This window comes from Limnohabitans sp. B9-3, assembly GCF_002778325.1.
GTDB lineage: Bacteria > Pseudomonadota > Gammaproteobacteria > Burkholderiales > Burkholderiaceae_C > Limnohabitans > Limnohabitans kasalickyi.
This window is the reverse complement of sequence record NZ_NESI01000005.1, coordinates 136664-151717: the sequence shown is the minus strand read 5'-3', so window position 1 is coordinate 151717 and position 15054 is coordinate 136664. Positions and strand designations below refer to the sequence as shown.

15 protein-coding genes and 2 tRNA genes are annotated in these 15054 nt (G+C 55.1%); 6 read left to right on the top strand and 11 right to left on the bottom strand.

Annotation, left to right across the window (positions count from 1 at the left end; translation table 11 throughout):
• Nucleotides 1-19 precede the first annotated feature (19 nt).
• From tcuB to pobA, 3 genes are all read right to left on the bottom strand, one after another.
• The gene (gene tcuB, locus B9Z42_RS09850) at nucleotides 20-1192 is read right to left on the bottom strand and encodes a tricarballylate utilization 4Fe-4S protein TcuB (RefSeq protein ID WP_100133201.1); all 1173 of its coding nucleotides are present in this window, start codon (nucleotides 1190-1192) and stop codon (nucleotides 20-22) included.
• Nucleotides 1179-2597, bottom strand: a complete 1419-nt coding sequence (gene tcuA / locus B9Z42_RS09845) for an FAD-dependent tricarballylate dehydrogenase TcuA (protein ID WP_100133200.1) — start codon at nucleotides 2595-2597, stop codon at nucleotides 1179-1181. The genes tcuB and tcuA overlap by 14 nt, the downstream gene beginning before the upstream one ends.
• A gap of 139 nt (nucleotides 2598-2736) precedes the next feature.
• Nucleotides 2737-3921: a 4-hydroxybenzoate 3-monooxygenase gene (gene pobA, locus B9Z42_RS09840; protein WP_100133199.1), complete on the bottom strand. Its 1185-nt coding sequence runs from the start codon at nucleotides 3919-3921 to the stop codon at nucleotides 2737-2739.
• 125 nt (nucleotides 3922-4046) lie between these two features.
• On the opposite strand from pobA, the gene B9Z42_RS09835 reads away from it, so the two are divergent.
• A complete protein-coding gene (locus tag B9Z42_RS09835) occupies nucleotides 4047-4805 on the top strand; it encodes an IclR family transcriptional regulator C-terminal domain-containing protein (RefSeq protein WP_100133290.1) in 759 nt (252 codons plus the stop codon).
• A 59-nt stretch (nucleotides 4806-4864) separates the two neighbouring features.
• Here the strand turns inward: B9Z42_RS09835 and B9Z42_RS09830 are convergent, their stop codons facing one another.
• Nucleotides 4865-6406, bottom strand: coding sequence for a benzoate-CoA ligase family protein (locus B9Z42_RS09830; RefSeq protein WP_158235935.1), 1542 nt, complete (start codon nucleotides 6404-6406; stop codon nucleotides 4865-4867).
• 95 nt (nucleotides 6407-6501) lie between these two features.
• On the opposite strand from B9Z42_RS09830, the gene B9Z42_RS09825 reads away from it, so the two are divergent.
• From B9Z42_RS09825 to B9Z42_RS09810, 4 genes are all read left to right on the top strand, one after another.
• Nucleotides 6502-6578, top strand: a tRNA-Pro gene (locus B9Z42_RS09825).
• A 40-nt stretch (nucleotides 6579-6618) separates the two neighbouring features.
• Nucleotides 6619-6695: transfer RNA gene (locus tag B9Z42_RS09820), tRNA-Arg, on the top strand.
• A gap of 41 nt (nucleotides 6696-6736) precedes the next feature.
• Nucleotides 6737-7375, top strand: coding sequence for a nitroreductase family protein (locus tag B9Z42_RS09815; RefSeq protein ID WP_100133197.1), 639 nt, complete (start codon nucleotides 6737-6739; stop codon nucleotides 7373-7375).
• 151 nt (nucleotides 7376-7526) lie between these two features.
• Nucleotides 7527-7682, top strand: a complete 156-nt coding sequence (locus B9Z42_RS09810; RefSeq protein WP_100133289.1) for a DUF3309 family protein — start codon at nucleotides 7527-7529, stop codon at nucleotides 7680-7682.
• 15 nt (nucleotides 7683-7697) lie between these two features.
• Here the strand turns inward: B9Z42_RS09810 and B9Z42_RS09805 are convergent, their stop codons facing one another.
• The 3 genes from B9Z42_RS09805 to B9Z42_RS09795 all read right to left on the bottom strand — a co-directional run bounded on the left by B9Z42_RS09805 (nucleotide 7698) and on the right by B9Z42_RS09795 (nucleotide 9745).
• The gene (locus B9Z42_RS09805) at nucleotides 7698-8099 is read right to left on the bottom strand and encodes an RNA-binding S4 domain-containing protein (RefSeq protein WP_100133196.1); all 402 of its coding nucleotides are present in this window, start codon (nucleotides 8097-8099) and stop codon (nucleotides 7698-7700) included.
• A gap of 1 nt (nucleotide 8100) precedes the next feature.
• Entirely contained in the window at nucleotides 8101-9039 is a 939-nt protein-coding gene (locus B9Z42_RS09800; protein WP_143474071.1) for a hypothetical protein, read from the bottom strand.
• A 70-nt stretch (nucleotides 9040-9109) separates the two neighbouring features.
• Entirely contained in the window at nucleotides 9110-9745 is a 636-nt protein-coding gene (locus B9Z42_RS09795; RefSeq protein WP_143474070.1) for a hypothetical protein, read from the bottom strand.
• A gap of 100 nt (nucleotides 9746-9845) precedes the next feature.
• Here B9Z42_RS09795 and B9Z42_RS09790 point away from each other — a divergent pair, with 100 nt between their 5' ends.
• Complete coding sequence (locus tag B9Z42_RS09790) at nucleotides 9846-11093, top strand: FG-GAP-like repeat-containing protein (RefSeq protein ID WP_158235934.1); 1248 nt, start codon at nucleotides 9846-9848, stop codon at nucleotides 11091-11093.
• Here the strand turns inward: B9Z42_RS09790 and B9Z42_RS09785 are convergent.
• The 4 genes from B9Z42_RS09785 to B9Z42_RS09770 are packed head-to-tail and all read right to left on the bottom strand — an operon-like array spanning nucleotide 11090 to nucleotide 15054.
• The gene (locus B9Z42_RS09785; protein WP_100133192.1) at nucleotides 11090-12694 is read right to left on the bottom strand and encodes a class I adenylate-forming enzyme family protein; all 1605 of its coding nucleotides are present in this window, start codon (nucleotides 12692-12694) and stop codon (nucleotides 11090-11092) included. The two genes, B9Z42_RS09790 and B9Z42_RS09785, sit on opposite strands and share 4 nt — an antisense overlap.
• A complete protein-coding gene (locus tag B9Z42_RS09780) occupies nucleotides 12694-13344 on the bottom strand; it encodes an ABC transporter ATP-binding protein (RefSeq protein WP_100133191.1) in 651 nt (216 codons plus the stop codon). The genes B9Z42_RS09785 and B9Z42_RS09780 overlap by 1 nt, the downstream gene beginning before the upstream one ends.
• Nucleotides 13337-14107, bottom strand: coding sequence for an ABC transporter ATP-binding protein (locus tag B9Z42_RS09775; protein ID WP_100133190.1), 771 nt, complete (start codon nucleotides 14105-14107; stop codon nucleotides 13337-13339). The genes B9Z42_RS09780 and B9Z42_RS09775 overlap by 8 nt, the downstream gene beginning before the upstream one ends.
• Nucleotides 14104-15054, bottom strand: a complete 951-nt coding sequence (locus B9Z42_RS09770; protein ID WP_199172019.1) for a branched-chain amino acid ABC transporter permease — start codon at nucleotides 15052-15054, stop codon at nucleotides 14104-14106. Before B9Z42_RS09770 ends, B9Z42_RS09775 begins: the two co-directional genes overlap by 4 nt.

The following is a 15054-nucleotide window of genomic DNA, read 5'->3' as shown; positions in this document are numbered from 1 at the left end:
GGTCGGGTGTCCTTCTGAATTACTCACCGCCCAAGCCGAGTCGGTTGGGTTGACGTTTTTCAACGGCGAACCGCAGCAAGGCAGCCGTTCGGAAAATACCGTGGGCAAATTTGCCGTAGGGCAGGGTGGCAAATAGCGCCATCACAACGCCCAAGTGCAGTGCCAAGAGTGCAGGCATGGCATTGTGGCCTCTTGCCAACCAGAGGGCCAAGCCCGTGAGACTGGTCAAAAAGAGCAAGGCGATAAAGCCCAAGTCCATCGGCTTTTGTGCGGCATCGCTGTGCAAGGGGTGGCGTTGCAGTTTGAGCTTGAACAAGCCCAAAGTGCCCAGCAGCAAACTCACGCCGCCCACTGCGCCCAAAATTTTGGGCAAGCTGGGTAAGTCATAAGGCGCTTGCCAGCCGAACGCATAGTGATAGACCGTCGCCACACTGGTGGCCGCAAAGCACAGCATGAAGCCGTAGAAAGTGAGGTGGTGCGCGCGTTGGCGAGACAGGCTGAAGGCGTCGTCTTCGTTGTTACAACCTTCGCCGTGACCGCCGTCCAGATATTTCATGGTGAGCACAGCTTGTGTGGCCTCCTCGCCAGCGGGATAGCTGAGCGGTGCACCGCTGGTGGCTGGGGTGATGTCATGCCAAAAGCGCCGCACGCCCATGCCCAGCGCCAACGCTGCAAACAAAAAGACGGGCGCAAACATCGTGACCAGCAGGTTATGGGGAAACACGCTGTAAAAATTAGCGCCCACCTGCGCGGCAACTAAGGTGCCGTTCATGTGCAGTGCCAGCAGCAAAAACGCCGACAGCGCTGCGGCCAACGCCAGCGCAACAAACAAGCCATTGCGTTTGTACAGACCGCCCAACGCGGCAGGCCATGCGTAATCGGCGTAGGTTTGGCCACGCACTTGGGCCATTGCTTGCGGCACATTCACGGCAAATTCATGAGGAGGCGCATATTGACAGGCATGCAAACAGGCGCCGCAGTTGTGGCACAAATTGGCAAGGTAATGAATGTCTGCTTTGTCAAAAGCGAGTCGCCGTGTCATAGCCGGAAACATGGCGCAAAAACCCTCGCAGTATCGACAGGCGTTGCAGATTTGGAGCTGACGGGCCACCTCTGTTTCAGCGGCAGACAAAACCACGTCGCCGTTGGCCAAGGCGCGGGCGTCGCGCGTTAGTGCATCAAGCGTTTGCATGTGCGCCTCCTTGTGTCGTCAGGCGTGCGGCGGCTTGCGCTGCTTGGGTGCCCGCGATGCGACCAAAGGCGGTGCCAATCGACATGCCCACGCCCGCGGTGTAACCCTTGCCCAAAACGTTGCCAGACATCATTTCGCCCGCCACAAACAGGTTGTCGCTGGGCACATCGTTGAAGCGAACGGCAGTGGTTTCATCGGTTTTAAGGCCTAGGTAAGTGAAGGTGATGCCAGGTCGAACGGCGTAGCCATAAAACGGACCAATGTCGATGGTGCGTGCCCAGTGTGTTTTGGCCGGTGTCACGCCTTCGGTGTGGCAATCGTCCAAGGTGGTGTGGTCAAACGTGCCAACGCGACAGGCTTGGTTGTAGTCGTTCAGCGTTTGCATGAAGGTGTCGACCGGCAACCCGAGTTTTTGGGCAAGCTCAGGCAAGGTGTCGGCTTGAATGCCCGGGAAAACCGGTGGCATGAAACGACCAATGGCCTTGGCGTCAATGATGGAGTAGCCAATTTGGCCCGGTTGCTGGGCCACCAAACGGCCCCAAATGGCATAGCGCTTGGGCCAGAAGTCTTCGCCTTCGTCGTAAAAGCGTTCGCCATTGCGGTTGACCACGACGCCCAGCGACACACAATCGATGCGGGTACAAATGCCACCGTCGTACAGCGGTGCGCGCGCATCGATGGCCACCATGTGGGCTTGCGTTGGGTCGCCGATGCGATCTGCACCTTGCTCCAGCATATGTTTGAGCAACACGCCTTGGTTGTACTGCGTGCCTCGGATGAGGAAGTTGTCGGCAGGCCATTCACCTAGGGCGTTTTGCCCCCAAGCTTCACGCAGCCATTCAAGGTTGGACTCAAAACCACCTGCGGCCAAGACACAGGTTTTGGCCGTGATACGTTCATCGCCCATGTAGGCCGCCACAAAGCGCCCATCTTGGATGTCCAATCGATCCACGGTTGCGTTGTAACGGATTTGCACACCCAGCTTTTCAGCGCTACGGTAGTAGGCGTTGACCAAGGCTTTGCCGCCGCCCATGAAAAACGCGTTGGTGCGCGCCACATGCAGTGCACCAGAGAGTGGCGGCTGAAAGTGAACACCGTGGCTGCGCATCCAGTCGCGGCAGGTGGACGAGGCGCGAATGGCCAAGCGTGCCAGCTTTTCGTCCGTCAAACCACCCGTGACTTTGAGCAAGTCTTGCCAATATTCTTCTTCGGGGTAGGCGTCGATCAGCACGTCTTGGGGGGCATCGTGCATACAACGCAAATTGCGGGTGTGGCCCGAATTGCCACCACGCCATTCACGCGGGGCCGACTCCAGCATCAAGACACTTGCGCCAGCCTCTGCAGCCATCAGTGCCGCACACAACGCGGCGTTGCCACCACCAATCACCAGCACATCAGGGTGCATTGCTTTTCCTTAAGGTTTAGCTTGCTATTTTCTCTTTAAAAACCGCATGCCAGGAAAGCGCAATTTGGGACGATTTTCATTTGATTCCCACAGCGCGCGGCTTGGTGGGTGGTTCGGCCTGCCCGTTGTCGCGCGGGGCTTATTCCCCGAAGTTGAGGGGTAGGCCCACATAGTTTTCGGCCAACGCGCGGGATGCTGATTCGCTGTGGATCAGGTAGTCCAGTTCGGCTTCTTGGATTTTTTGACCAAAGCCAGCCGTTTCTGGAAACTGGTGCATGAGCGAGGTGAACCACCACGAAAAACGCTCGGCACGCCAAATGCGTCGCAGGCAACGTTGTGAATAGTGGTCGATGCCGGCGGGGCTCTTTTCGCCGTAATACTCGGTGATGGCATCGCTCAAATACTTCACGTCGGTGGCGGCCAAGTTCAGGCCTTTAGCCCCTGTGGGCGGCACGATGTGAGCGGCGTCACCGGCTAAGAACATGCGACCAAACCGCATGGGTTCTGCGACAAAGCTGCGCAAGGGCGCAATGCTTTTTTCAATCGACGGGCCGGTCACCAAGGATTCGCGGGCTTCTGGGTCGAGGTGATCTTTGAGGTCAGCCCAGAAGCGCTCGTCAGACCAAGCTTCCACTTTGTCGGTCAAAGGCACTTGCACGTAATACCGGCTGCGCGTGGCGCTGCGCATAGAGCACAAGGCAAAGCCTCGCTCGGTGTTGGCGTAAATCAATTCGTGCGAGACGGGCGGCACATCGGCCAACACGCCCAACCATCCGAAGGGGTAAACCTTTTCGTACTCTTTGATCGAGCCTTCCGGCACGCTGGCACGGCATACGCCGTGGAAACCATCACAACCCGCGATGAAGTCGCATTGCAGCGTGTGGCTTTGGCCATCTTTGGTGTAGGTGACCGAAGGGTTGGCGCTGTCAAAGTCGTGCACTTGCACGTTCTCGGCTTCGTAAATGGTGGTGAGGCCTTTGGCGGCACGGTCGTCCATCAGGTCGCGGGTGACTTCGGTTTGGCCATAGACCACGACCTGTTTGCCACCGGTGAGTTGGTGCATGTCGATGCGGTGGCGTTTGCCTGCAAACAGCAACTCAAAACCGCCATGCACCAAGCCTTCTTTGTGTAAGCGTTGGTCGACGCCGACTTCTTGCAGCAAGTCCACGGTGACTTGTTCCAGCACACCCGCGCGAATACGGCCCAACACATAGTCACCGCTTTGGCGCTCGACAATGACCGTGTCAATTCCCGCTTTGTGGAGCAAAGCGCCCAGCAAAAGCCCTGAGGGTCCCGCGCCAATGATCGCTACTTGTGTTCGCATGTATGTCTCCCAATTTAGATGGTGAAAGCATAGGGTTGATCTGCGTTAAATGAGGTGTCTTGCATTGAACCTTGTGCGATCATCGGCATGAATGTGCGATGATCGCGCAAAGCGTGGGAGTGTCAATGGCGATTGCAAAAGCAGATTTAATCGAGGGTATGGTCAAAGGCATGGCGGTGCTGGAGAGTTTTGACACCGAACGCCAGCGGCTCAACGCCACATTGGCGGCTCAGCGTGCGGGCATCACCCGGGCTGCGGCGCGTCGGCATTTGCTAACCCTCAGTCACTTGGGCTATTTAGAAACAGACGGCAGCTATTTTTGGCTAGCCTCCAAGGTGATGCGCTTTTCGGGCAGTTATTTGGCGTCATCACGCTTGCCGCGTGTGGTGCAACCCACCTTGAACCGATTGGCAGTGCAATCGGCGCACTCATTCTCGGCAGTGGTACTGGACGATGAAGAGGTGGTCATCGTGGCGCGTAGCGATGTGGCGCGTGTCATGGCTTATGGTTTGCATCTTGGTGCGCGTTTACCTGCGCATGCCACCTCCACAGGGCGTGTGCTTTTGGCAGCGCAGACCAAGACGGCTTTGAATACTTGGCTGAAAGGGCGGGTGCTGACGCGATTAACAGGGCACACCGTGACCGACCCCAAACTTTTGCGTGCTCGCCTTGTGCAAGCGCAAACCGATGATTTCGTCATCAGTTGCGAAGAGCACGAGTTGGGTGTGAGTGCCATGTCTGTGCCCTTGCGCAACGCACAAGGCAAAACTGTGGCGGCTTTGAATGTGGTGTTGTCTTCGGCAGAAATGAATGTGGGCCAAATCCAGCAGCGTTTTTTACCGCTGCTGCAAGGTGCTGCACAAGAGTTGCGGGCTTTGCTTTGAGGTGTGAGTGGCAACTGCAGGTGGATGCACGCCTGCCCTTGTTTCCACGTCCCCTCAGTTCAAGCGCGTAGTTTGAAGCGCTGAATCTTGCCTGTGGCGGTTTTGGGTAGCTCGGCGACGAACTCAATCCAGCGTGGGTATTTGTAGGGGGCCAATTGCGCTTTCACATGATGCTTCAAATCTTCAGCGCTGACGTTCTCGCCAGCTTTGAGCACCACATAGGCTTTGGGTTTGATGAGTTCGTCGGTGTCTGCAATGCCCACCACCGCGGCTTCCAAGATGCTGGGGTGCGTCATCAACGAAGCTTCGACTTCAAAGGGCGACACGTAAATGCCGCCGACTTTGAGCATGTCGTCGCTGCGCCCGCCGTAGGTGTAGTAACCGTCGGCATCACGGATGTACTTGTCGCCACTGCGGGTCCATTCACCGGCAAACGTGTTTTTTGTTTTCTCGCGGTTGTTCCAGTACATCAGCGCTGCACTCGGGCCGTTGATTTGCAATTCACCCAACTCGCCGTCACCACAGATTTGGCCATCATCGCCCACGATACGGAGCGCATAACCGGGTACCGCTTTGCCCGTGGTGCCGTAGCGCACTTCACCAGGGCGGTTGCTCAAAAAGATGTGCAACATTTCTGTCGAGCCAATGCCATCCAAAATTTCGCAACCGTATTCGGCGTTCCACTTTTTTCCGATTTCAGCGGGCAGGGCTTCGCCTGCGCTGGTGCACACGCGCAGGTTCAGAGCGGATTTGGGCGGGCGCTTGGGGTCTGCCATCAGGGAGGCGTACAGGGTGGGTACACCGTAAAAAATGGTGGGCTGGTGTTTTTCAAGAATGGCGAACACGTCTGTGGGGGTAGGGCGAGCGGGCAGCAGCACGGTGGTCGCGCCCGCAAAGAGCGGAAACGTCAAGGCGTTGCCCAAGCCATAGGCAAAGAACAGCTTGGCGGCCGAATACACCACATCGCTTTCTTGAATGCCCAGCACGCCACGGCCATACAACTCAGCGGTTTGCATCATGTGGCTGTGCAAATGCACGGTGCCTTTGGGCGATCCGGTGGATCCGCTGGAGTAAAGCCAAAAACACATATCGTCGGCGCAAGTGGCGACGCATGAGATTTCAGCTGACGCATTGGCCAAGAGCGTGTCAAGCGACAAATGCGGATGCGTGTCCGTCCCGCCTGCCACGATCACACGTTTCAAATCGGGTACTTGACCGATCAACGCTTGGAAAGCGGGCAGCAGCGCCGCAGACACCACCAAGCCGCGTGCGCGTGAGTCCCGCAGCATGTAATCAAAGTCTTTGGTCGTTAATAGCGTGTTGGTGGCAACAGGCACCACGCCAGCGAGCATGCAACCCAGAAACACCACGGGCCATTGCGGTGTGTCGAGCATGCACAGCATCAAACGGCTTTCGGGCTCAAAACCTTGCGCACGCAACACATTGGCAAAGCGGTAGGCTTGTGCGTGGAGTTGGGCAAAGGTGAGGGTGCTGCCGGATACGGCATCGATGAACGCGATTTTGTCAGCGCGTTGGGTGTTGCGTTCTAGCAAAGCCTGGGCGGCGTTGTATTGGCGAGGGATGTTGATGATCGGTTGCATTGCGTCTCCTGCATTAAATTGCAACTCTACAGACTTTCGGCAATATATTGCATCATGGTTTCCCCGTGTTATTTTCAGGTTACAATCGTTAGCATCGGGGCGTAGCGCAGTCTGGTAGCGCATCTGGTTTGGGACCAGAGGGTCGTAGGTTCGAATCCTATCGCCCCGACCATTTTATGAAAAAGGCTCCCCTTGGGAGCCTTTTTTTATGTCTGCCCGTAGCTCAGTTGGATAGAGCAACAACCTTCTAAGTTGTGGGTCACAGGTTCGATTCCTGTCGGGCAGGCCAAGCTTTAATGGGTCAATTCGGCCTAATTTAAGAAAGTATCCATGTCTGAACTCATTCAAAAGCTCCAATGGCGCTACGCCGCCAAAAAACTCGACGCCGCCAAAGCCGTGTCCGAAGACAAAGTGGCCCTTATCTTGGAAGCCGCACGCTTAGCCCCCACGTCCAGCGGTTTGCAACCCTTCGAGATCGTTGTCGTCAAGAACAAAGCGGTGCTGGAGCAAATCAAGCCCAAAGCCTTTGGGCAACAACAAGTGACCGATTGCTCGCACCTTTTGGTCTTTGCGGCTTGGGACAACTACACCGCCGAGCGTATCAACCACATGTTTGACTTGACCAATGCGGAGCGCGGCGGCACCAACGAAGGTTGGGAAAACTACCGAAAGATGCTGTTGAACAACTACCCTGCGCGTGACGCTGAAGTGAACTTCCAGCATGCTGCACGTCAGGCCTACATCGGTTTGGCTGCTGCCATGATGTCTGCAGCCTTCGAAGACGTCGATTGCACCCCGATGGAAGGCTTTGAGCCCGCCGCTGTTGATGAAATTTTGGGCCTGCGTGCTCGTGGCTTGCGCAGCGTGGTGATTTTGCCGTTGGGCTACCGCGAAGCCGACAAAGACTGGTTGGTGAACTTGAAAAAAGTGCGCCGTCCCAACGCTGAGTTCATCACCGAAGTGAACTGATCCTCCGCGATTCAGCACTTGCCATTCAAAAGCCCCCTCAGGCCAACGGCCTGAGGGGGCTTTGTTTTTTGTACGTATTGTGTGGGCCAGCGAACGGATTCTTTGGTTCGAAAAGCCTAAATTCAACCCATCTTTTTAAATGAGGTTGACCATGCTGAGAACCGTCTTGTTGGTACTTTTAATTTTGATGTTGTTGGGTGCCATTCCGACATGGCCGCACAGCCGAGATTGGGGCTATGGGCCGAGTGGTGGTTTGGGCCTTGTGCTGATCATCTTCTTAATTTTGATCCTAACAGGGCGTTGGTGAGCCTCTGCGTCGTATTCAGTCCGCGCTTGCGCTCCAGCGATCGTTCCAAGCATGTTCGATTTGACGTCGATCGCGTTTCGTAGGCCGGCCATGCTCAATGCTGTGAGCCGGCTCGCGTGAGAGCCGATTTTGTTCGGCCTCCCGGGTGCGTTTGGCTAGACTTTCGGGCGTTTCTTCGTACAGCAATTGCGCAACTGGAGCAGGGCCACGCACGGCGCTGATCGCTTTGACAACCACCGTTTTTTCGATCGGTCCTTGACGCATAGAGACCGTGTGGCCCACCTTGACTTCGCGTGACGGTTTGGCGTCTTGTCCGTTGATTTGAACCCGGTTTTTATTGACCTCATCGCTTGCCAAGCTGCGAGTTTTGTAAAACCTGGCTGCCCAAAGCCATTTGTCGATCCGAAGACTGTCCATCTCAGTTGAACAACCAGTCGGGATTGACAGCCACATAGCAGCTTTTTTCACCCAGGAGCTGCCCTTGGGGCGATACGCAAAATGATGCTCTGCGGTATTTGCGCTCATCCGTCAATACGTAGGAGCGATAAACCTCTTGGCTTTTTTTGCCAGTTTTGTCTTTGGGGTACAGCATCATGACGCGGGTTGAACCGCACTCGCCGTTCTTGATGCAAGCCTTGGCTGCCGACTCATCGACGTAAAACTCGATGTAAATCGCCCCAGGGAACTTGGTGCTAGCTTTTGCCACCTTGACCATACACGGCGTGTCTTGTGCACGGGGCAGATCCATGCGATCGGCGAAGGTGTTGATTTCGTCGAGCACCGTGTCGCGGTATTTGTCCGAGATGGTCTTGCGACATAAAAAATAGTCTGCATAAGCATTGCTCTGGACCGCTTTGGTAAAAGGACGGTGAGTGGCATCAAGTTTGATGACGTTGGCGTCATAGACGGCACTGGTGATGGGCTCTGGGGCTTTGGCTTTGCCATGACCACCACCGTGAGCATCGCCTCCTTTTTTATCTTCTTTTTTCTTTTCTTCTTTTTTAGGATCGCCCTTGGTGTCGTCTTTTTTTTCTACCTTTTTGTCACCATGTGCGTCGGGTTTACCGTGTCCATCGCCCTTAGCTTGTGCTTCTTTGGGCGCCACTACTGGCTCTGGGGCCGGTTCCCAAATTTTGGGCTGGGGTTCGCCGTCGATGGTTTTTAGGGCGCGTTTGTAAACATAGCCGCTGCGCCCCGCCTCACCCGCTTCGTTGGCGTATTTGAATTTTTTGCCTTCTTCTTCGACCACCACAGTTTTTTTGGGCTCGCTCGCCCAAACAGGCGTGAGCCAACCCACAGCTGACATGAACAGCACAACGAGCAGGCGCGGGAGGAAAAAACGAGGGGAGGGCGTCATGACAAACACTAACTAAGGTCTCATAGGATCGACACCGCAGGCAAGGGCTTTAACGTGCCCACCCAAATAATCAAGGTACTGTGTAGCAGGTGGTGTCGCTGTGCAACTTGCCTTTGTCCGTGACGCAATGCTGTGCGATCAATTTACGCGACATGTCAGACAAAAAGTAAGAGCGGTACAACACCAAGTCTTTGGGAATCAAGCTGATGCTGCGAAACACGGGGCACTGTTCGCTGCGAATGCAAGCGGACAAACGTTGCGTGTTGGTGTAGAGGTGAACGCTGATGCGCCCGGGCGTTAAGCTTTTGGCGGTGGCAATGCTCACCACGCAGGCGTCACCTTTAACAAAGGGCAACTCTGACAGTTCTGCAAAGTAGTTCATTTCAGCCACAAGGAGCGCACGAAACCAAGGTGCCACGATGCCATCACAGTCGAAATACTCGAGTTTGGTCGTCTGTGCAATCGGCTCAGTCATGGGGCGATTTTTAGCGGCCAACAAGAGCATGGGTTCATTGCCCGATTGCGGGGGCCTGGCCAAAATGGCGCGAGGCGCCAAGGCATCGGTCGGTTTGTCGCTCGGTTTATTAGCCTGTTTACTGGCGGATTCGGGCGGCGTTTTGTATTGCAACTCAGGTTTGCCCTGCGCAAACGCATTGGTGCAAAGCACACACAGCAGGCAAATAGAAAGGCAAAACTTCTGAAACATGGTTTTGAAATACATCCGTTAGAACAGGATAACTTTATCAGCAACTGTGAACCGCCTCAGCGGTGTCAAGTAAAGTGAATTCAAACCGATGAAGATCCTTATGAAAAACATGTTTTACGGATGCTTGGTATGGCTAACACTCACGTTGACTGGGTGTGGAGGCGGTGGCGCTGGACCAGATGCCAAATTTACGCCGACGCCTCTAGGTGTTCTTTCTACCTCCTACGCCAACAAGAACCTCATCGTGGCCGCTTTGGATGTGTCACAAATTCCCGTGATCGCAGCCGATGTCTCACTGTGGACCCAAGTGCCTGAATCGTTGGCGTTTGGCGATTTTTTCCAAGAAGGCAAATATTCCGCCTTTGTTGCAGCGAACCAAGCGAACGGTTTAGCCAAGGCATATTTTTTGAAAAAGAATGAGACAGGTACTTGGATCGATGCCACTGCCGATGTTCTGACCAATCGCAGCATTTGTAATAAAGTGGTTCAAGCCATCTCTGCCGATTTCAATGGTGACGGTAAACCCGATATTTACGTGGCATGTGGTGGTTCTGCTGGTGCGATGAAACAAGTTTTCTTCATGAGTCGCACTGGCTCAGGACAGACTGCCTACGATCGACAGGAAACCAGCTTTGATTTGCAATCTTGGGGCGCTGCAGCGGGTGACATCGATGGTGATGGTGATATTGATTTGGTGGTGACCGATAACAATTTAAGCGTGGCTTTGCTCAATGATGGGCAAAAAAATGGAGCGTCTAGTTTTACCAAAGACACCACCTTGAGAGTCCCCGTAAGTGGTGGTCCCCCTATCAATGGCGTTGTGCCCAGCTTCCCTACCCTGCATCGCAAGGTGTTCTTGATCCCGCAAGCCAACGCCAATCCCGACTTGGTGATTGCTGGAACGGGTGCTGGCATCAACTCCACTGCGATTTATTTGAAGAACAACAACGCCAGTGGTACTCAGGGTCGTTTCTTTGTCAGCCCATCCACCGGCATGTCTGCCATGTTTGAAGACAAACTCATCAACGGTGTGGCGGTGAAGTTTTACGACGTGGTAGCTGATAGCCTATCGTTGTATGTGTTGGCCAAAAATGTAGGCGTGGAATCGGCCCAACCCGCCTCGGAAATGGTTGTTTTGAAATATGAAGGCCCCAGCACGATCAGCTCTTTAAACGTCTTGCTCAATTTACAAGGCGGCAATAACGGGGTGTTGCCGTTGCCCAGCGGTTATTCACCCACCGACGGTTTTATCTCGCAATTCAAAATCAACACAGCCGGCCGTTTGGTCGCCTTTGACGGCGCATGTCCCAGCAGCTCTCAGCGGTGTACTTTTAACATCGCGCCTTAAACGACCTCTGCTCTGAGCAAGCGCTTGAGCACCTTGCCATTGGCGTTGCGAGGCAAGGGCTGGTCCAGCCAAGTGATTGATTCGGGCACTTTGTAATCGGCCAACGATGCGCGGCAATGCGCGATGACGTCAGCTTTTTGTGGCGCATCGTTGGGCGCATAAACAAAGGCGTGCACCCGTTCGCCCAACACGGGGCAGGGCTTGCCCACGATTGCCGCTTCCAAAATGCCATCGATGCTGGTGAGGCAGTTTTCAACCTCGACCGAGTAAATTTTGAACCCGCCTCGGTTGAGCATGTCTTTTTTACGGTCAAAGATGCGCACAAAACCTTGCGGGTCAACCGAGCCCAAATCGCCCGAGTGCCAATAGCCGGCGGTGAATGACTGCATCGTGGCTTGTGGGTTGTTCCAATAGCCGGGCACCACCATAGGGCCACTGATCCACAGCTCACCGGTCTCACCTGCGGCGACTTCGCAGCCCTCGTCGTCCATCACGCGTACATCGCCGCAAGGCAACACGGCTCCCACGGTGTCGGCATGCAAACTGTTTGCCCCTGCTGGCATCAGCGTGACGGGGGAGGTGGTTTCGGTGGCGCCGTAAGCGTTGCGTAGGTCAAGCTGCGGCATCTCGTGTGCCAATTGCTCAATCACATGCACCGGCATGGGCGCGCCGCCGTAGCCGCCCAAGCGCCAGCTTTGCAACGTGGCTGCTTGAAAGTTGGGCGACATCAAGCATAGGTTGTACATGGCGGGCACCATCAGGGTATGCGTGATTTTTTCGCGAGCTACGGTGTCTAAAAACGACGCCGCTTTGAATTCAGGCAACACCACCACTGAGCCGCCTACATGCACCATCGTGGCGATGATGGCAATCAATCCAGTCACATGGCTGGCAGGTACGGCCAAGGCCGATTTGTCATCGCAGGCCAAACCCATGCCATGTTCAAAGTGCATCACCGAGTGTGCGATGTTTTGCTGGGTCAGCATGGCCCCTTTGGGGTTGCCCGTGGTGCCTGATGTGTACAGGATGACGGCCACGTCAGCGCCTTGTGCCGTGTGGCTGGTGAGTTCGGTGTTGTTGACTGATTGACCCAGAGAAGACCACAGGATGATGTCGTCGGCCACCACATCGTCCAAGCTCAAACGGGCCTGCAAACTGGGCACATCGGCTTTACTTGGAATCCGATCGGCCAGCAGACCATCAAACACAACGGCTTTGGCCTCACATTGGTTCAAGATAAAGGCCAAGCCCGGACGCTGCTCTCGGGTGCCCACAGGCACGGCAATCGCGCCCAAGTACTGAACCGCAAATAAAACAAAAATGAATTCAGCTCGATTGCTGACAAATAGGGCCACGCGATCGCCCGATTCGATCCCTACGTTGTGCAGGGCCTGTGCGGTGCGATGAACCTCGTGCCACATTTGCGCATAGGTCCAACGCTGATCGCCATCTATGACGGCATCGCGTTGCCCATGCAGTTCGTGGGCATTCAACAGCATCGCCATCAACGACGTCGGGCGTTGCACAAAACAACGCACCAAGCGATCGTTTCCCCAAGCTTCGACGCGCTGTGCGGGAAGCGATTGCGTAGGCCAGTGCATCAGGCCGATGTGCTTATGTTTGCGCCGCGTTCAATCACCACGGTGTGGTCGATCAAACTGCTGGAATGGTTCAAATCCGATTGCGAGATCAAGACTGATAAATCGTTGCCTCGAAGACCCGAGATGACCTCGCTCAAACGCATGGAAAGAGCAGGGGCCACGCCCTCAAACGGCTCGTCCAACATCAACAGCTGCGTGCCAATGCCAAGAGCACGCGCCAGGGCTACCAACTTTTGTTGACCGCCGGACAGCAGCAGCGCTTTGCGTTGTGACATGGTCTTGAGTTCAGGCAGCACCTCGTACACAAACGCCAAGCGTTGGTCGACGTTCAAATTTGGTGAGACCCACAGAGGAATCAAAATATTTTCTTCGACCGTTAGCTCTGGCACCAAGCCGCGATCTTCGGGCATGTAGCCAATGCCTAGGCCGGCACGCGCTTCAGGCGGCAGTGCGGTCAAGTCTTGGCCCTTGAAGGTGATGCGTCCTTGCTGAGCGGGCAAATGCCCCATCACGCTGCGCATCAAACTGGTTTTACCGGCACCATTGCGTCCGACCAGCCCCGTCATTTTTCCGAGTGGAACTTGCAGACTGATGCCACGCAATACTTGTACAGATTCGATGGCCACATGCAGATCTTGGACTTCAAGCATGCGCCACCTCTTGACGTAATTCACCCGTGACGTATCGGCGCACATCATCGGTGGCCAGTGCCTTTTCGGGGGTGTCGTCGGCGATCACGCGTCCGCTGTAGAACGCAATGATGCGGTCTGCATGGCGGCGCACAATGTCCATGTCATGCTCCACAAACAAAGCTGTCAGAGGCTCGTCCCCGAGCCCGCGCATGACGGTTTCCATCATCGGAAATTTCTCTTCAGCAGACACACCACTCGTGGGTTCATCCAATAACAGCAACTTCGGTGAGCCCGTCATGGCTAGGGCGATGTCTAGCAATTTACGCACACCGCCTGGCAGCTCGCTGACGCGGCGGTGCCGGTGTTGAATCAATTCAAACCGCTCCAGCAAGGCTGCACCGCGTTCGATGTGCTCAGCTTGTGCCGCAGGCCGCCACACAGACAGTCGATTGCCGTGACAGGCCATGGCCACCAGCATGTTGTCCATCACACTCAAGGTCGGGTAGAGCTGTGGAATTTGGAAAGAACGTGCCACACCCAAACGTGTGATCTGCCGTGGCGACATCGGTGTGATGTCGGTCTCGGCCAAATAAATGCTGCCTTGATCGGGTTTGAGGTAGCCGGTGATCATGTTGACGAAGGTGGTTTTGCCGGCACCATTGCTACCGATCAAACTCACACGTTGGCCAATCGCAATGTCAATGCACAAATCTTGCGCGGCAACCACCGCACCAAACTGTTTTTGCAAGTGCCGTGCACTCAGCAAGATGGGGGCGGTCATGCACGCTCCTTGTGTTGCTTGTTGCTCCAAAGTGAGCCAATGCCAAATGGTAAAAATCGAATCACAAACAGCAAAAACAAACCTAAAACCAACTGCCATGTGTTGGGGAAGTAAGAGCTAGAGAACGAGCGCACGGCCTCCAAAATCAACGACGCCAACATGATGGCCACAACGCTTTGCGAGCCCGCCAAAATGGCTACAAACACAAATTCGCCGGAGGTGGTCCAGTAACTGAAGGTGGGGTCGATGTGTCCCAGCGCCATGACGGCCAAGGCGCCACCGCAGCCACCCAAAAATGCGGCCAAGACAAAATTAAGGGCCATCGTATGGCGCACAGAGCCCCCCAAATATTCCACCCGCAACTCGTTGTCGCGAATGGCTTGGGTGATCAAGCCGCGTGTCGAATCAAAGTAGATACGGCACAGGTAAGACATCACCACTGCAAAGCACAAAGCGAGGGCATAAAGTGCATAGCCCACGCCATCGTCTGACAGTGCTTGACCTGCGAGGGTGATGCGGCCCAAGTTAAACCCGTCAGAGCCCCCCAAGCGTTCCGTCTTCACCAAAATACCGTAGCCCACCATGGACAAAGCCAAGGTCAGCATGGAAAAGAAAATGCCTCGGTAGCGTGACAACAGAGGGGCGAATGGTGCGGTCAGCAAGGTGGCCGTCAAACCGCCCAACAAGGTCAGCGCAATGCCGTCCTTGAAGCCCAATTGTTGGAAAACCAAAGCAGCGGTGTAGCCTCCGATCGCAGACATCAAACCTTGTCCGAAAGCCACTACGCCACCGCGCATCAACATCACGATGCCTAACGACACCAAGCCGTTGGCAAATGCCATCGTGCACATAAACAGCAACCATTTAGGAAGGAGCAAGCCTACGCCTAAAAGAGCAGCTGTGCAGGCCAGCATGCACAGCGTTAAATTCCGAATCGAGAGGTGCAT